Origin of the sequence: Bradyrhizobium sp. AUGA SZCCT0283, assembly GCF_018130385.1 — a bacterium.
GTDB lineage: Bacteria > Pseudomonadota > Alphaproteobacteria > Rhizobiales > Xanthobacteraceae > Bradyrhizobium.
The window spans coordinates 71,809-87,414 of record NZ_JAFCLU010000009.1 but is presented as its reverse complement, the minus strand read 5'-3'; the positions used below and the strand labels follow the sequence as shown (position 1 = coordinate 87,414).

Sequence of the window (15,606 nt, the reverse complement as noted above, 5' to 3'; positions counted from 1 at the left end):
AGGCCCCGCTTCGTGGTGTTGAGGGAAACGCACGCGTGTATCGCGTCGTCAGCGGATCATAGTCGCTCGTTCGTCGAGCCCTCTAATTCCTGGAAAACGACCTACCCTACGTGGACAGGCAAACCGAATTCGGGGATCGAGGCCTTGAGCCGGGGGGCGGAGAAGTCGAGAAACGCACGCAGCTTTAAGGGCATTAGCGATTGCCCGGCGTAGATGATGTGCACCGGTAGAAGCTTCGGCTCGAATGGACGCAAGATCAAGCGAAGCGCGCCGGAGGCAACAGCGTCGGCGACTTGATAAGACAATACATGGGTAATGCCGGCCGAGGCCATCGCAGCCGCGATTGCGGCGTCCGCCGTATTTACGGAAAAGCGCGGACGGACTGGCAAAAAGATGGACTCTTTCCCGCGGCCAAAACTCCAGAGATTGTTTGAATAGACGCCTTCGAACATGATGCAATCATGCTTCTCAAGTTCTGCAGGCGTTTCCGGCGTGCCATTCGCCTCCAGGTATTGCGGGCTCGCACAGGTCACCCAGCCAACCTCCCCCAGACGCGTTGCGATCATTCTGCTGTCCGGCAACAGTCCGACCCGGATGGCGACGTCTACCTGATCATCGACCAGATTAACGACGTGATCCGCCAGCACCAGTCGCGCATTGATATCGGGATATGCCTTCAGGAATTCGAGCACGACAGGCTCAACGTGCAACCGACCGAACATGACCGATGCTGTGATGGTCAGATGGCCGCGCGGCGCACGATACTCGCCCGAGGCAGCACGTTCGGCATCTTCGATCTCATCGAGAATGCGCCGGCTCGCCGCGACATAGGCCTGTCCGGCCTCGGTGAGGACAAGCTTGCGACTGGTCCGGACGACGAGTTGAGTACGCAAGAGACTTTCGAGTTCTGAGATTTTTCGGCTGACCGTGGCCAATGGCATGCCCAGCGCCCGTGACGCTGCCGAAAGGCTGCCGCCGTCCACCGTCGCGACCAGGGTGGCCATTGCATCGAATCGATCCATAGATGCTTCCATAAAATGGAATGTTGGTTCTAGAAAATAGCGTCTATTTCCCAAAAATGGAAGAAACTAGGTTCCGCGCATTCGCCAATTAGGCTTAACCACTCACAAGGGAGCCACCCCATGTCCCGTATCCCGACCCCCGCCACGATCGCCGAAGCACCTGAAAAGTCACAACCGCTGCTTGAAGCCGTTAACAAGCAGCTCGGCCTTGTACCGAATATGTTCCGCCTGATCTCGACCAGCCCGCAGGCCCTCGAGGGATATCTTGGCCTTTCCGGCGCGCTCGGCAAAGGCGCACTGCCAGCCGCAACCCGCGAGCGTATCGCGCTTGCCGTCGCCGAAGTGAACGGCTGCAGCTACTGCCTGTCCGCACACACCTATCTCGGAAAGAACGTCGCTCGTCTCGATGACGGCGAGATTACTGCAAACCGCAACGGCGCATCGAACGACCCAAAGGCTGATGCTGCGGTCCGCTTCGCCGCCAAGGTGGCACGCGCCCGTGGACATGTCGCAGAAGCGGAGCTCTCGGCTATGAAACTCGCCGGTTACACCGACGCGCAGGTGATCGAGATCGTCCTGCACGTCGCACTGAACACCTGGACCAATTATTTCAACGAAGTGTTCAAGACCGACATCGACTTTCCCGTCGTCGAGGCCCGAGCTGCCTGAACGGGCTCTCGGCAAACGACGCAACTGGCTGTCGGCATCCCCACCGACACCCACTCATCTCCAATCACAGAGCAACCAGACCATGACAATCAGCTCTCGCTTGTTTGCGGCCTTATTCGCCGGCGCGATTTCCACTACCAACCTCGTAGCGATCGCTCCCGCGCGCGGGACGACCGCAATCACTCCAACAACGACCGCCGTCGCCGCTACCCAGGTCAAGTACGGTACGATAAACGTCGACGAGCTCAATATCGCCTACCGCGAAGCCGGCGATCCGAAGAACCCGAAACTCGTGCTGCTGCACGGCTGGCCGTCGTCATCGCATCAATATCGTGATCTCATCGTCGCACTCGCACCTCGCTTCCACGTGATTGCCCCGGACTACCAGGGCTTTGGTAATAGCGACCGGCCGGACCCGGCGACCTATCATTATTCGTTCGAGGCCATTTCCGTGACGATGGAGAAGTTTCTCGCAGCGAAAGGCTTCGACCACTACGGCCTCTTCATGCAAGATTATGGCGGGCCGGTGGGCTTCCGGATCATCGGACGCAACCCTCGGGCGCTTGATTGGATGATCATCCAAAATACCAATGCATACGAAAGCGGCTTAACGCCCGCTTGGGACGCATTCCGAAAGGCGCTGTGGGTCAACCGTTCCGCTGAGACCGAAGCGCCGCTCGCAGCCTTCAACACACACGACGGCATTAAGGGTGTCTATCTTGCAGGTGCGGCCCACCCTGAGTTGATCAGCCAGGATGCCTGGGAATCAGACGATGGCTTCATGCGCAAGCCAAACGGGTTGCGGTTGAATCTTGACTTGTTCTATGACTATCGGACCAACGTAGAACTGTACCCGCAATGGCAGAAGTTTCTGCGCGATCACCAGCCGAAGACGCTTATCTTCTGGGGCGAGCACGACCCATTCTTCACCCCGGAAGGCGGCGAGTCCTATTTGATGGACCTTCCTAAGGCAGAAATGCACCGACTGAACGCAGGCCACTTCGCCACCGAAGACAATCTGCCCTACATCGCTGACCACATCGTTACTTTTTACGACAAGAACGTGAAACCGAGGAAGTAGCCAGTCAACGCAGGCCGCGAGGCAGCCACAAAGGAAAACGACAGCGACGGTCGCCAACCATCTCATGGCGGCCGATCGTCGTCCTTCAACCTGACTGCAAGCGACAGGAGTATCGACATGAGCCGCCCTCACCTCCCCGTTCGACGATCGTACCGCCGCGCAGAAAGCCAAGCTGGCCGAAGACGCCTGGAACAGCCGAGATCCGGCCCGGGTCGCACTCGCCTATACGCCCGACAGCCAGTGGCGAAATCCGGCGAAGTTCATCAACGGCCGCGATGCGATCGAGGCGTTCCTTGAACGAAAATGGTCGACAGAACTCGATTACCGCCTGATCAAGGAAGTATGGACCCACGCGGATAACCGCATTGCCGTTCGCTTCGCCTATGAATATCCTGATGACAGCGGCCATTGGTTTCGCGCTTACGGCAACGAGAACTGGCAGTTCGACGCAGGCGGGCTGATGGAACGCCGTATTGCGAGATCAACGAGCACCCCATCGCCGACGTCGATCGCAAATTTCGCTTGGCTGCTTGGCCACCGGCCGGATGACATCCTGGGCTAGACGAACTGGACTATTGGAAATGCAATGCGGACCCCTGCCCAACGGTCTGGCGCGACCGTGCTCCAGCATTGGAAATGGTAGCCCGCCCCAATGGTCCGTCAAGATGGACGCTATCTGTCACATACTCTCTGGTGGGACTGCACCTGGCGGTCGGACGTGCTCGTCGCCAACCGGATTCCCGCTGCGATTAAGACGACACCTGCGATCAGCGAGGCACCGACGGCTTCTCCCAGCGTAAGAGCGGAGATCAGAATGCCAAGGCTTGGAGTTGCCAACAGCGCCATGGATATCGTACCTGCCTGAAAGTGGCGACCGACTTCCACGACCGCCCAATAGGCGAAAGCAGTCGCGATCGGACCAACATATGCGAGCGATGCTGCGCCACTTGCTCCAATTGGCGGCGGCGAGCCCTCTATACCCAGTGCCAACGGCAGAAGGAGAGCCGCCGCCACCAGCATCTGCCAGGGAGCCAGTGCAAGGGTTGTCGCAGCAAAGCGATGCGAGCGGACGAAGACGATAGAGATTGCCCAAGCAGCGGCCGCGCCCATAAGCATGCCGTACGCGGCGATCTGATCTTTTCCTTCCACATGGAGGGAGGGCGCCGCAATTACAAAGACGCCCGACAATCCGACCGCCACGCCAAACATGGCGAGCTGTGAAATGCGTTCGTGAAGCCACCACGCCGCCAAAGGGACAACCCAAATCGGGGTGGAAAAGGCGAGGACGGAAGCACGTCCGGGCGGAAGTATGGTCAGTGCGAGACCTGTCAGTGCGGAATATGCAGCCATCTGCAGGGCGCCTGAAACGGCAATGAGTGACCAATCCGATCTCGACGGAAAAGCCAGCTGTCGCCGCAGGGCAACAAGAGCAAACAGGCAAAAGGCCGCAATCATGTAACGTAGACACCCAAACCAAATCGCAGGCACGGCTGTTACCCCAACCTTGATCACCGGCCAACTGATGGCCCAAATCAGAATGAGGAAAATTAGCAGCCATCGGTGACGATTTGTATCACCGCCAAACCTTGCAGCAGTCATGAATGCAGATTCCAATTTATGCTCCGAAGGGGTCGAGCTGCCGAGTCAGTCCGAGCATGTCCGATGGTGCGAATGGTCGATTAGAACTTTTCGCCGACCGGCCGCACATCGATCTCGTGCGTCCAGGCGCTGCGTTGTTGCCGGTAAAGCTGGAAATAGGCCTCCGCGATCGCACCCGGGGCCAGAACGTCGTCGGATTCTGCGCCGTCCTCCTGACCAATCATGCCGTCGATGATCACGTGGACGATATGAAGGCCTCTTGGACCGAATTCGCGGGCCATACTCTGAGCCAGGGCGCGAAGACCGAACTTTGGGACGGCAAAGGCCGCAAAGCCGGCACCCCCGCGGATCGACCCGGTCGCGCCGCTAAAGATGATGGTGCCGCGTTCACGCGGCAGCATCGTCCTGACAGCTTCCCGACCGACAAGAAAGCCGCCGAAGCAGCCGGTACGCCAGGCCCGTTCGAACAGTTGGTCGGAAATATCGAGAATGCCGGCACGATCCCAGGTTCCTACATTGTACACCACCAGATCGGGGGTACCGAGCTCCGCGGTAACCCGCTCGAACATGCTGGTGACCTCGACACCCACCGTCGCGTCGCAAGCGTAGCCGCGAACGAGGTTGCGATCTTCGATCATCTCGGGCGGCCGCCTCTTGCGCGAGACTGCGGCCACGTTCATGCCCGCCGCAGCACATCGCCGGACCAGCGCATTGCCGAGTCCGGGCCCTGCGCCCACCACGACAGCAATCTGCTTTTCACTCATCGATTTTCCTCCCCTTGCCAGCAAGCACCCGGTCACTTCTTGGATTTCACATAGCTGACGAAACCGGCGACATCGTCGGCGACGAGCCTGCCGATTGCCGCAGTGGAGTACACGCCGGTGATCACCTTGCCGTCCGGATCGAGGACGAAGCCGGTGGATTGCAGGTAGCGCGGATTATCGTTGGTGTAAGCGCCGGTCGCCGCCGCGACCGAATCTGCGTTGGCGCCATATCCTATCGGAAAGTTCAAATCGCGCTTTTCTACCAGCGCGGCGGAGGTCGCGCGGTCATCGACCGATAGAGCAACGACCTTGATGCCGAGTTCGGCGAACTTTGCGCTCGCGCGAGAGAACGCCGCAAGCTGCGCGTTGCAGTAGGGGCACCACGAACCACGGTAAATGAGAACCACACCGTACGAGCCTGCCAGATCGCCGGGCAGCGAAATGGTGCCGCCGCCTACGGCATCAATGGTGAGGGAAGGAAAAGTGTTGCCGTTCTGTAGTGCTGACATATGGATTCTCCTACTGGACCGATTAGTCCAGTCTGCTTGCAAAACCGTCCGTTGTCAAATAGGGTGATCACCATGGCGGGAAGCATTGCAGCTGAACGGCCGCGAACGGCTCGCGGAACGGCAACTAAGGCACGCATCGTTGAGGCTGCGGCTGATCTGATGCGAGCTCACGGAGTTGCGAGCACCAGCGTGGACGCGGTTCTCGCGGCCAGCAAGGCGAGCAAGTCTCAGCTCTACCATTACTTCGCGGACAAGGATGACCTGGTGCTCGCGGTGATCCAACGGCAGACCGAATGCGTGCTTGCTGCACAGGAGTCGATGTTGCGCGGACTGACATCCCTTGCCGGTCTGCGTCGATGGCGGGACGCCGTTGTGGAGTTGTCTCGGGAAAGCCAATGCGCGGGTGGTTGCCCGCTCGGATCGCTGGTCTCAGAGTTGGCCGAATCTCCAAAACCGCGCGCGCAACTTGCGGAAAGTTTCGCACGTTGGGAGGCGTATCTCATCGCGGGCTTCAAAGCGATGCGCGACCGATCTGGAAGCAAGTCGAGTGTTGACCTAGCCGATCTCGCCACCGCCGTACTGGCAGCACTGCAAGGAGGCCTACTGCTGGCTCAGACCACGCGCTCCACTCGGCCTCTTGAACTGGCGCTCGATATGGCTATCGATCAGGTTGCTTCACGTCTGAAGTGACTCGAGGCAATCCTAAATGAAGCCACCAGACGTCGTTATGTGAGAGAGCAAACCGCCCCTTCCACTAATGTTATTCAGGGTTTCCAGGCAGAATTCTGAAGTACCACCCGATACCCCATCACAATCTTCAAACGTTACCCCATCCTTGTCCCAAAAGGGATTGAAGGACCGAACCGGCGCATAGCCGTGCTGTTTCATCCGTACGACCGCTGCATGCCAATCAGCGCAATCGGGAATGTAGAAAGCCACGAGGTTGTCGTTTGGCGCTCTCGCATCATGTCCGTGTGCACGGGTAAATTCAAAGTGATACGCCTGCCCCGGAACGCCAAGCATGACGCCATCAAACCCATCATGGTCCTCGAAGCGATAGAGATCCTGTAGGCCAAGGCCATCTCGAGCTGCCGGGCCTGACAGGGCTCAACTCCACAGTCACCAGCGGGCTCGAGCAGAACATCTTTTGGGTGAACCAGGTCATCCAGTTCGGCAAGCTGCTTGCGGTTCTGCAACAGCATCCGACCGAGCGGGAAGCCGCCATTGCGACGGTCTACATCCTGACCGGGAGAGGCGCCCCTCATACCTCGTCGCGCTTTCCCCATGCAGCGGGAAAGAAATCATCGTTGATCGAACTTGGTCAGTCGCCACCTCACCAGATCGTCGGCGCCTGGGCCGGCCTGAGGCCGAACATCCCTCATGCGGACCACCTCGGCTGACTTCTCATCCACGAGCGCCAGCTTCACCTGGCGTCCGCTGTTCTTGTTGATGAATTTGAGAGGGGGGCCGGCGTCCCCGGTAATTCCCCATTTGTCCCCGACCTGGGCAAGCGCCTGAACGACGAGGATGACGTCCCTGCCCTTTCGGGTCAGGAGGTACTCGTAACGATCGGGACCCGACTGATACTGCCGCCGCTCGATCAGTTCATTTTCTTCAAGATGCTTGAGGCGGTCGGACAAGGTGGCATGGGTAACATCAGTCGACTTTCTCAAATCCTCGTATTTGCTCAAACCCAGCGACAGGTCGCGCAAGATCAGAACTGCCCAGCGATCGCCGACGGCATCGAGCACCCCGGCGATCGAACAAGCCATTCCCTCAAAACTCTTCGAGCGCATCTGTGTGGACCTCCGAATAACTCTTATTACCAGAGTAAACTCGCCTGGCCCGCTATCCAAGGCCAGACCGGGAATTTTCATGCAAGAATTCACTTGCCTTCCAGTCACTCTTATTATTAGAGTTGTTAAACGCACAATGGGAGGACAATGGATATGAGCGAACTGCGCGACCTTGTCCTCGACGCTCACGGTGTCACACGCTGGAAATCGGCTAGGACGATCGAAGGCTATATGTCTATCACCGGAATGCTTTGGGCCAGAAAAGGTTGGCCCGATGCCCTGAAGCAGGTTTACGTCACGGCCGATACCGGCGCTCAGCGGGTCAGCTATCAGCCGTTCACCAAGCCGGACTGGCGCAGCGTCTATCATCCCGAGGCCGTCGCCATCGAGACCTCGAATGGCAAGCCCATCAAGAGCAGGGCAAATCCACGCGCCGCCTTTGAAGGCCACACGGTCGAGACCGCCTGGGATGATCTGCATCTCGCCTATTTTTCAGGTTACGCGATCTGGAACTATCTAAATTCGCCGTTCCTCTTCCAGTTGCCGGGATTCAAAACGGAAGAGATCGAGCCGTGGGACGAACCAAGCGAAAGGCGGCGTCGGCTCAAGGTGACGTTTCCGGACGCGGTCGCGACGCATTGTCCCGAACAGGTGTTTCACGTCGATTGTGACGGCCTGATCTCACGCGTCGACTACGGCGCGGTCGTCACCGGCAGGATTCCGATGGCGCACTACATGTCCGAGTATCGGGATTTTGACGGCGTCAGGATCGCGACCAAGCGGCGCGCTTATCGTCGAGGAGCCGATGGCACCGCGATCACCGAAGCTGTTGTGGTCGCGATCGATATTGCCGATATCCGGCTCTCATAAAGAAGTACGGCGGCCAGCGTGCCGTAATCAGGAGGATGCATGCCCGAGCCCGACAACCGTCACGTCGTAACCTTGGAGATCAACGGCACGCGCAAGACCGTCGCAGTGGAAGCGCGAAAATTGCTGGTCCACCTGATCAGGGAGGATCTTGGCCTCACTGGAACGCATGTCGGCTGCGATACTTCGCAGTGCGGCGCCTGCACCGTGGAGATCGACGGACTGGCGATCAAGTCCTGCACCGTGCTAGCCGTAATGGCAGACGGTGCGTCGATCACAACGATCGAGGGCCTGACCGACATAGGGGCCGAACTCAGCCCGGTTCAGGCTGCGTTCCATGAGCATCACGCTCTGCAATGTGGCTTCTGCACGCCGGGCATGGTGATGAGTGTGCGCCAGCTGTTGAGGGATCAGCCCAATCCGAGCGAGCACGACATCCGCCACGGCCTTGCCGGCAACATCTGCCGCTGCACCGGCTATCACAACATCGTCCGCGCCATCGAAAGCCTGGCATCGAAAGGCGACCAGCCATGAACGATACAACTGCGATCCGCCTTATCGGCCAGCCGCTCAAACGACAAGAGGATTTCAAATTTCTCGCCGGCAAGGGCCGATACGTCGATGATGTCAGGTTGCCGGGCATGCTGCATATGGCAGTGCTGCGATCGCCGCACGCCCACGCCAAGATCCGAAACGTCGATCTGTCGGCAGCCAAAGTCGCACCGGGTGTTCGCCTTGTATTGTCCGGCAAGGCGCTCGCCGGCAAGATCGGCCCGATCGTGCCGAACTGGGTCATTCCCGGCAGCAAGGTACCGTTCCGTCCGGTTGTCGCGACCGATTGCGTTCGCTTTGTCGGCGAGTGCGTGGCGCTGGTCGTTGCGGAAACGCTGGCTGAAGCCTATGACGCCGTCGGCAGGATCGAAGTCGAGTACGACGTGCTGCCCGCCGTGATCGATGAGGAAGTCGCGATCCGGGAGGGCGCCCCGCAGCTCCATGACAACGTTCCGGGCAATATCACCACGATCTACAAAGTACGCGGCGGCGACTACCAGAACGCCGCCCGCGCGGCCGATCATGTCATCGGCCTGCGCGTCGTCAACAACCGCCTGATCCCCACCTGCATGGAAACGCGCGCGATCGTTGCCTCGCCGGAACCGGACGGCACCTTGACGGTTTATATCGGCAGTCAGGTTCCCCACATGCACCGACGCTGGATCGCCGAGACGGTCGGTATTCCCGAGCATCAATTGCGGGTGGTCGCACCTGATATCGGAGGCGGCTTTGGCGCCAAGATGCATCTGTATCCGGAGGACCTGCTCTGCCCCTATCTCGCGCGCGAACTTGACGCACCGGTCAAGTGGTGGGAGAGCCGCTCCGAGAGCCATCAATCGACCAGCCATGGTCGCGCCCATACGGAAAATATCGAGGTAGCGTTCAGGAACGACGGCAAGATTCTCGGCCTGAAGGTTGAGACCCTCGGCAACGTCGGCGCCTACCTGTCGAACATGGCGAGCGGCGGTCCGACCGTGAATACGGTCAACTTCGGCACCGGCACTTACAAGATAGACGACTATGAGGCTATTTCCCGCGTCGTCGTGACCAATACCGTGCCGGTTGATGCCTATCGCGGCTATGGGCGGCCCGAAGGCGCTTATATTGCCGAGCGCGCGATCGATGCGGTGGCACGCCACCTCAAGCTCGACCAGGTCGACGTGCGGCGGAAGAATTTCGTTCAACCGGCGGAATTTCCCTATCGGCCCTACGGCAGCACGGGCGTCATGTACGACAGCGGCAATTACCAGGGACTGCTCGACAAGGCGCTCGCGGCTTTCGACTATGAAGGCCGCCGCAGCGAATGCCAAGCCTTGCGCGGAAGTGGCATCTATCGCGGCATTGGCGTTGCCGCCTATACGCATATGTGCGGGATGGCACCATCACGCCGGTTGGCTATGAGCGGCTTCGACCGGGGCGGCTGGGAAAGCGCGCGGGTCAGCATCGACTCCAGCGGACGAGCTACGATCTATTCGGGCTCGATGAGCCAGGGACAAGGCCATATCACGTCGTTGTCGCAGATCGCTGCCGACGTGTTGCAGATTCCGATTGAAGACATTGACATCGTACAGGGCGACACGCGCCAGGTACAGGCCGGCCACGGCACCTTCAATTCCCGTTCGATGGCGGTCGGTGGATCCAGCGTGCACGTGTCCTCCCAACGCATTGTCGCAAAGGCGAAGAAGATCGCGGCGGGCATGCTGGAAGTGGACGAGAAGGACGTTTCCTATTCGGCCGGCGCGTTCAGCGTGCCCGGTACCGATATCGCCCCGGTAACCTTCCCGAAGGTGGCCCGCATGGCCTATGTCGGGCATAAACTGCCGGATGGCGTCGCGCCGGGCCTTGATGAGACGGTGTTTTACGACCCGACCGGCATGGGGTCGCCGTCAGGCGTCCACCTCGCTTATGTCGAGGTCGATCCGGAAACCGGGATCGTCGATATCCTCGACTATGTCGCGGTTGACGACGTCGGCACGCTGATCAATCCCCGTCTCGCGGCCGGCCAGATCCATGGCGGCGTCGTGCAGGGCATCGCGCAAGCGCTCTATGAAGAGGTCAGCTACGATCCTGACAATGGGCAGCTGCTGACCGGTTCGCTGCTCGATTATGCCGTTCCGCGCGCCGAGCATGTGCCGAACATCCGATCGCTATTCCAGCAAACTGCCTCGCCGACCAATCCGATCGGCGTCAAGGGCATCGGCGAGAGCGGTTCGATTGCCGCCCCGCCTTGTATGGTTCATGCCGTGCTTGATGCTTTGTCACCATTCGGTATCAAACATCTGGACATGCCGCTGACCCCGCCACGGGTCTGGGCGGCGGTGCAACAAGCACGCATGGGAGCGGCCCAATGATCCCCGCAGCCTTCGATTATGTCCGCGCGTCATCGCTGGCCCAGGCGATCGATTTGTTGCGCGACGATCCCGACGGAACAAAGCTCCTGGCTGGCGGCCATACCCTCCTGCCGGCGCTGAAGCTGCGGTTGGCGTCCCCCGAACTGCTGGTCGATATCAGCGGCATCGCCGAACTCAAGGGAATCGAGATCAGCGAAACCGGCATCAGGATCGGCGCACTGGCCACCCATGCCGAACTGTTTGCTTCCGAGCCCCTGTACAGGGAATTGCCGGTCTTTCGCCAGGCAGCCAGCCTGATTGCCGATCCCCAGGTGCGTAACCGCGGCACGATCGGCGGCTCGCTCGCGAACGCCGATCCCGCGGCTGACTGGCCGGCGGTAGCGGTGGCGCTGCAGGCAGAGATCGAGATCGTGGGCCCGAATGGCCTCCGAAGGGTGGCGACGCGGGACTTCTTTATCGATATCTTTTCGACTGTGCTGGAACCGGACGAAATTCTCGCAAGCGTCCATATCCCTCGGCCGAGGACTGGCATGCACTTCATCTATCGAAAGATCCGGCATCCCGCGAGCGGCTTTGCCGTCGTGGGAATCGCGGTCGGCGTGCGGTTGCAAGAGGGGGCGGTTGACGAGATTTCCATCGGCGTCACCGGTGCAGCGAACCACGCCTTCGCCGGCCAACGCGCTTCCGATTTCCTGATCGGCAAGACGCTTTCGCAGGACAACATCGAACAGGCGGCACAATTGCTGAGTGAGACCACCGAGTGCCTCTCCGACCGCTACGCTTCGGCGGAATACCGCGCGAATCTGATCCGGATCGAGACCAGGCGCGCGTTATTTGCGCTTGCGTCGTGAAACGGGAGCGTTCGAGTCGACAACCCCGCGATCGGCAGCATTGCCGCCAAATCGCTTACGATTGAACGGAACAGCACCTGCGCCGGCAACGATCTCGACGTCCTCAAGCCGCAACGGCTTGCCGCCGCTCGTCCGCAACGCCGGATATTCGATCGGTCGTCCGGCGGCGCGTTCGCGGAACACGACCTGCGGCCCTGCGGGCTCCGCCAGCCAGTCGTCACCCCATTTCTTAAGCGCGAGATAGGCCGGAAAGAAATCGCGTCCTTTCTCGGTCAGAACGTATTCGTATCGCCCGGCGTGTTCGGGCAACGGCACCCGCGCCATGACGCCGGCATCGATCAATTTCTTCAGCCGGGTGCTCAAGATATTGGAAGCGATCCCGATATAGTATTCGAACTCATCGAAGCGTTTCACGCCGTAATAGGCCTCGCGCAGGATCAGGATGGACCAGCGGTCGCCGACAACCTCCATGGCGCGCGCCATGGAACATTCCTTGTTTGCAAGACGGCTTCGCTTCACACTGGACATAGCTCTTTCAACCCCGAACTCAACTCATACCATATTGAGCGGGATTCGCGTATGTCCAGTGCGCCCTTCGGCGTTTCTGATCAGGCCGCCTGCCCCGGCTCGGCTTCCGGCTTGGCGACGATGTCTGGCTCTAGCGCACGCCGATGCGAAACGAGCGCGCCCGCTTCGCTTAAGCGTTTCAATTCCGCCTCGCTGAGGCCGAGTTCGCTGAAGACCGCGAAGTTATGCTCGCCCTGAAAGGCAGGTGTGCCAATTGGTGCCAGCTCCTCTGCTGAAAAATGCCACGGCCGGCCCGGCAACCGATATTCGCCGCCGCTGCGGTCAGGGACGCGTTGGACGGCGCCCCAGTAATCGCTCCATTCCGATGCCGTGAGCTCCTTGATAGAACGGATCTCGCCCATGGCGATTTTGGCCTCGTCGAACTGGGCGTCGAGGGTCGCCATATCCGGAAAGGTCAGGATCCACGACTGGATGATCTGATGCAGCACGCCGAAATTCAAGCGGCGCGCGGCAGCGCTGGAGAACCGCGGATCATCCATCAGATCGACCCGGCGCATGGCGCGCAGCCACGACGGAAAGGTCCGGCTGCCAATAATGCTGGTCGCGACCGTGAAATTTTCGCCTTGCGGTCCTGTAAAGAAGGAACAATCAGTGGCGCCGAGCACCGCCGGCTCCGCCCCGATGTCATCATCGGAAAGATCGACGTGCGCGCGTTCGTTGACCGCAAGCAACGTCGCCGCCATTGCGACGTCGATATACTGGCCCCGACCGGTCCTCTGACGGCTATTGAGAGCCGCAAGTATCGCGATCACGGCCTGCAATCCAGCGTAGACGTCGGCATGCGACAGGCTGTCGGTACGCGGCTCCGTCAGAGCGCTGCCATAGTGGCGGACGCTGTTTTCGGTAAAGCCAGCCTCGGCCTGCACGGTTGGCGCATAAGCCATCCTGCTCCGCCACGGACCACCCTGCCCATAACCTGTGATCGACGCGTATATCAGCCGTGGATTGCGTTTCGACAGCGTTGCGTAATCCAGCCCGAAGAAACCCAGTGTGCCTGCCCGGAAGTTTTCGACCAGGATATCGGCGGTGTCGCAGAGTTCAAGCGCCAACTCGTAAGCGCCCGGGATGTTGAGATTGATACTGACGTTGCGTTTGCCGGCATTTTGCTGAGCGTAATAGCCTGACATCCCGTCGGTCGATGGAAAAGCAAAGCGAGAAACGTCGGGGCTTGGTGGTTCGATCTTGATCACCTCAGCGCCGAGGTCCTGCAAGGTCCGGGCACACAGAGGACCAGCCAACACACGGGAAAAATCAACGACACGGATTCCACTCAAGGGGCCACTCATGTCAGCGCCCCGCAAACTTTGCGAGACCCGGGCCGTTCTTGCGGAATGATGCAAGACCGGTCTTGAGGTCTTCCGACGCCCAGATCGGCGCCTGTACGCGTGACATCGCCTCGTCCGCAGCCACCACGCCCTGATTGACGGCGATATGCGCGAGTTCCTTGGTTGCGGCATGCGCCACCGTTGGGCCTTGCGCGAACTCCTCCGCGATGGCCATGGTCGCCGTCTCCAACGATTCCTCCGGGACAGTGAGATTGATTAATCCCCACTTCTCCAGCGTTGGCGCATCGTAGCGGCGCGCCAGCATCGACATCTCCTTGGCGCGCTGCGCGCCGATACGTTGCACCTGCCGCTGGATTCCTCCCAGCAAGGGATGCAGCCCAAGCGTCGCCTCGACTGAGCCGATCTTCGCCGAAGAGGCTGCGATGATGTAATCGCACGATAGCGCAAGCTCGAGACCGCCACCCAGGCAAACGCCGTGAACGCTGGCGATTAACGGGATTGGCAGAAGCTCCATGAAGCGCAAGAATTCGACGCCGTTCAGCCGCCGATTTTCACCGCCCTGATCTGCGCTGCCTGCCTCCACCCGCTTATCGAAGATATCCAGATCTGCGCCGGCGGAGAAATGCCGCAGTCCGCTACGGATGACGATGGCGCGGCTGCCTGCCTTTTGCGCTGCCTCCACCTGCTCCACGATCGCGTTGAGAAGCTTGGGGCCGAGCAGGTTGTACGGCCGATAAACCATTGTCAAAACGGAAATATTGCCGCGCTGTTCGCGCGTCACCAACGCATCCTCGGACAAAGCTGCCTCCTGTTTGCCGGCGGCTCTCGCGACCGCATCATTTGATTTGCGAAATGCAGGCTACATCACGGCTTGCATTTTGCAAGTCATAGTTTGCATCAAATGGTTTGACGATCGATATGCCGGAGCTGCCCTGGAGGCTGATGGACTCGGAAAGAGGCATTCAGATTCAGTCCGCTGGAGAGGCTTCCGCAGTGGCGCTTCCGGTCTGATCGCGCACGGCCTGCCGACCGGCTTCCAAAAGGGCGTCAGACAGCCGCTTGTCACCCGCCGCACGCGCGAGCACGATCGAACCGACCATAGTCGCAATTGCGCCGGCGGCGGCATGTCGCGCATCTGATGGCGATCTCTTCGGGATCAACCCGGCGATGATATCGATCATTTTCTCCAGCCTGCCTGCAAAGGTACGTCGCGCCTCCGGGCCAGAACGTCCGATATCCGCGGCTAACGCCGGAAGCGCACAACCGCGGGCCGGGTTGTTGCGATGGCGAGGGCTCAGATACGCCTCGACGACGGCATCAAATCCTTTCTCGGCAGGCAATCCCTGCATGAGATCCAGCCAATGGGCGACGGTTCGATCCATGGCCAAAGCGAGCGCTTCAACGACCAAAGCGTCACGTGACTTAAAGTAGGCGTAGAAGCTGCCATGCGTCAGATCGGCGAGCTTCATCAGGTCGACCACGCTCAAGCCGTCGGCACCGTTCTGGCGCAGGCCATAGGAAGCATTCTCGACGATCCGCCTGCGGGTCTGCCGCCCGTGATCTTTCGGGTAACGCATTGCCTGCTCCGAGCTAACCTAGGAAACGGAGACATATTAGATGATCATCATCATATATAACAACCGAATTCTGCAGAAGCGCCTTTCACCACCA

Annotated in this window: 18 protein-coding genes; 8 read left to right on the top strand and 10 right to left on the bottom strand. The window is 59.8% G+C overall.

Annotation, left to right across the window (positions count from 1 at the left end):
* Positions 1 to 101: 101 nt before the first annotated feature.
* Positions 102 to 1,022 carry a LysR family transcriptional regulator gene (locus JQ624_RS14815; RefSeq protein WP_212419635.1) on the bottom strand — a complete coding sequence of 307 codons (921 nt, stop codon included), beginning with the start codon at positions 1,020 to 1,022 and terminating at the stop codon, positions 102 to 104.
* 120 nt (positions 1,023 to 1,142) lie between these two features.
* Between JQ624_RS14815 and JQ624_RS14810 the strand changes: the two genes are divergently transcribed.
* The 3 genes from JQ624_RS14810 to JQ624_RS14800 all read left to right on the top strand — a co-directional run bounded on the left by JQ624_RS14810 (position 1,143) and on the right by JQ624_RS14800 (position 3,334).
* The gene (locus JQ624_RS14810) at positions 1,143 to 1,691 is read left to right on the top strand and encodes a carboxymuconolactone decarboxylase family protein (RefSeq protein ID WP_212419634.1); all 549 of its coding nucleotides are present in this window, start codon (positions 1,143 to 1,145) and stop codon (positions 1,689 to 1,691) included.
* An 82-nt stretch (positions 1,692 to 1,773) separates the two neighbouring features.
* The gene (locus JQ624_RS14805; RefSeq protein ID WP_212419633.1) at positions 1,774 to 2,772 is read left to right on the top strand and encodes an alpha/beta fold hydrolase; all 999 of its coding nucleotides are present in this window, start codon (positions 1,774 to 1,776) and stop codon (positions 2,770 to 2,772) included.
* Positions 2,773 to 2,944: 172 nt separating this feature from the next.
* Entirely contained in the window at positions 2,945 to 3,334 is a 390-nt protein-coding gene (locus JQ624_RS14800; RefSeq protein ID WP_212419761.1) for a DUF1348 family protein, read from the top strand.
* 110 nt (positions 3,335 to 3,444) lie between these two features.
* On the opposite strand, the gene JQ624_RS14795 is transcribed toward JQ624_RS14800, so the two are convergent.
* The 3 genes from JQ624_RS14795 to JQ624_RS14785 all read right to left on the bottom strand — a co-directional run bounded on the left by JQ624_RS14795 (position 3,445) and on the right by JQ624_RS14785 (position 5,644).
* Positions 3,445 to 4,371: a DMT family transporter gene (locus JQ624_RS14795; RefSeq protein ID WP_212419632.1), complete on the bottom strand. Its 927-nt coding sequence runs from the start codon at positions 4,369 to 4,371 to the stop codon at positions 3,445 to 3,447.
* A gap of 80 nt (positions 4,372 to 4,451) precedes the next feature.
* On the bottom strand, positions 4,452 to 5,135 hold the full coding sequence (locus JQ624_RS14790) for an SDR family NAD(P)-dependent oxidoreductase (RefSeq protein WP_212419631.1): 684 nt from the start codon (positions 5,133 to 5,135) through the stop codon (positions 4,452 to 4,454).
* 32 nt (positions 5,136 to 5,167) lie between these two features.
* A complete protein-coding gene (locus JQ624_RS14785; protein WP_212419630.1) occupies positions 5,168 to 5,644 on the bottom strand; it encodes a peroxiredoxin family protein in 477 nt (158 codons plus the stop codon).
* 72 nt (positions 5,645 to 5,716) lie between these two features.
* On the opposite strand from JQ624_RS14785, the gene JQ624_RS14780 reads away from it, so the two are divergent.
* A complete protein-coding gene (locus JQ624_RS14780) occupies positions 5,717 to 6,334 on the top strand; it encodes a TetR/AcrR family transcriptional regulator (RefSeq protein ID WP_212419629.1) in 618 nt (205 codons plus the stop codon).
* A gap of 12 nt (positions 6,335 to 6,346) precedes the next feature.
* Here JQ624_RS14780 and JQ624_RS39700 read toward each other — a convergent pair whose 3' ends face one another.
* Both JQ624_RS39700 and JQ624_RS14775 read right to left on the bottom strand, forming a co-directional pair.
* Positions 6,347 to 6,748, bottom strand: a complete 402-nt coding sequence (locus JQ624_RS39700; RefSeq protein ID WP_409334331.1) for a VOC family protein — start codon at positions 6,746 to 6,748, stop codon at positions 6,347 to 6,349.
* A 197-nt stretch (positions 6,749 to 6,945) separates the two neighbouring features.
* Positions 6,946 to 7,440 (bottom strand): helix-turn-helix domain-containing protein, encoded by a 495-nt coding sequence (locus JQ624_RS14775; protein WP_212419628.1) that lies wholly within the window; start codon positions 7,438 to 7,440, stop codon positions 6,946 to 6,948.
* Between the two features lie 153 nt (positions 7,441 to 7,593).
* On the opposite strand from JQ624_RS14775, the gene JQ624_RS14770 reads away from it, so the two are divergent.
* From JQ624_RS14770 to JQ624_RS14755, 4 genes are read left to right on the top strand one after another with little or no spacing between them, the layout of a single operon-like run.
* Positions 7,594 to 8,310, top strand: a complete 717-nt coding sequence (locus JQ624_RS14770) for a hypothetical protein (protein ID WP_212419627.1) — start codon at positions 7,594 to 7,596, stop codon at positions 8,308 to 8,310.
* 39 nt (positions 8,311 to 8,349) lie between these two features.
* Positions 8,350 to 8,841, top strand: coding sequence for a (2Fe-2S)-binding protein (locus JQ624_RS14765; protein ID WP_212419626.1), 492 nt, complete (start codon positions 8,350 to 8,352; stop codon positions 8,839 to 8,841).
* Positions 8,838 to 11,210, top strand: a complete 2,373-nt coding sequence (locus JQ624_RS14760; RefSeq protein ID WP_212419625.1) for a xanthine dehydrogenase family protein molybdopterin-binding subunit — start codon at positions 8,838 to 8,840, stop codon at positions 11,208 to 11,210. The genes JQ624_RS14765 and JQ624_RS14760 overlap by 4 nt, the downstream gene beginning before the upstream one ends.
* Positions 11,207 to 12,061, top strand: a complete 855-nt coding sequence (locus tag JQ624_RS14755; protein WP_212419624.1) for a xanthine dehydrogenase family protein subunit M — start codon at positions 11,207 to 11,209, stop codon at positions 12,059 to 12,061. The genes JQ624_RS14760 and JQ624_RS14755 overlap by 4 nt, the downstream gene beginning before the upstream one ends.
* On the opposite strand, the gene JQ624_RS14750 is transcribed toward JQ624_RS14755, so the two are convergent.
* From JQ624_RS14750 to JQ624_RS14735, 4 genes are all read right to left on the bottom strand, one after another.
* Positions 12,041 to 12,544, bottom strand: a complete 504-nt coding sequence (locus JQ624_RS14750; protein ID WP_212419623.1) for a helix-turn-helix domain-containing protein — start codon at positions 12,542 to 12,544, stop codon at positions 12,041 to 12,043. The genes JQ624_RS14755 and JQ624_RS14750 overlap by 21 nt on opposite strands.
* Before the next feature lie 125 nt (positions 12,545 to 12,669).
* Entirely contained in the window at positions 12,670 to 13,935 is a 1,266-nt protein-coding gene (locus JQ624_RS14745; RefSeq protein WP_212419622.1) for a CaiB/BaiF CoA-transferase family protein, read from the bottom strand.
* Position 13,936: 1 nt separating this feature from the next.
* A complete protein-coding gene (locus tag JQ624_RS14740) occupies positions 13,937 to 14,734 on the bottom strand; it encodes an enoyl-CoA hydratase/isomerase family protein (protein ID WP_212419621.1) in 798 nt (265 codons plus the stop codon).
* Positions 14,735 to 14,903: 169 nt separating this feature from the next.
* Positions 14,904 to 15,512 carry a TetR/AcrR family transcriptional regulator gene (locus tag JQ624_RS14735; protein ID WP_283816919.1) on the bottom strand — a complete coding sequence of 203 codons (609 nt, stop codon included), beginning with the start codon at positions 15,510 to 15,512 and terminating at the stop codon, positions 14,904 to 14,906.
* Positions 15,513 to 15,606 lie beyond the last annotated feature (94 nt).

Coding starts and splice junctions, on each gene's coding strand:
- JQ624_RS14815 (WP_212419635.1), bottom strand. CDS start 1,022: ATGGATCGATTCGATGCAATGGCCACCCTGGTCGCGACGGTGGACGGC.
- JQ624_RS14810 (WP_212419634.1), top strand. CDS start 1,143: ATGTCCCGTATCCCGACCCCCGCCACGATCGCCGAAGCACCTGAAAAG.
- JQ624_RS14805 (WP_212419633.1), top strand. CDS start 1,774: ATGACAATCAGCTCTCGCTTGTTTGCGGCCTTATTCGCCGGCGCGATT.
- JQ624_RS14795 (WP_212419632.1), bottom strand. CDS start 4,371: ATGACTGCTGCAAGGTTTGGCGGTGATACAAATCGTCACCGATGGCTG.
- JQ624_RS14790 (WP_212419631.1), bottom strand. CDS start 5,135: ATGAGTGAAAAGCAGATTGCTGTCGTGGTGGGCGCAGGGCCCGGACTC.
- JQ624_RS14785 (WP_212419630.1), bottom strand. CDS start 5,644: ATGTCAGCACTACAGAACGGCAACACTTTTCCTTCCCTCACCATTGAT.
- JQ624_RS14780 (WP_212419629.1), top strand. CDS start 5,717: ATGGCGGGAAGCATTGCAGCTGAACGGCCGCGAACGGCTCGCGGAACG.
- JQ624_RS14775 (WP_212419628.1), bottom strand. CDS start 7,440: ATGCGCTCGAAGAGTTTTGAGGGAATGGCTTGTTCGATCGCCGGGGTG.
- JQ624_RS14770 (WP_212419627.1), top strand. CDS start 7,594: ATGAGCGAACTGCGCGACCTTGTCCTCGACGCTCACGGTGTCACACGC.
- JQ624_RS14765 (WP_212419626.1), top strand. CDS start 8,350: ATGCCCGAGCCCGACAACCGTCACGTCGTAACCTTGGAGATCAACGGC.
- JQ624_RS14760 (WP_212419625.1), top strand. CDS start 8,838: ATGAACGATACAACTGCGATCCGCCTTATCGGCCAGCCGCTCAAACGA.
- JQ624_RS14755 (WP_212419624.1), top strand. CDS start 11,207: ATGATCCCCGCAGCCTTCGATTATGTCCGCGCGTCATCGCTGGCCCAG.
- JQ624_RS14750 (WP_212419623.1), bottom strand. CDS start 12,544: ATGGCGCGCGCCATGGAGGTTGTCGGCGACCGCTGGTCCATCCTGATC.
- JQ624_RS14745 (WP_212419622.1), bottom strand. CDS start 13,935: ATGAGTGGCCCCTTGAGTGGAATCCGTGTCGTTGATTTTTCCCGTGTG.
- JQ624_RS14735 (WP_283816919.1), bottom strand. CDS start 15,512: ATGCGTTACCCGAAAGATCACGGGCGGCAGACCCGCAGGCGGATCGTC.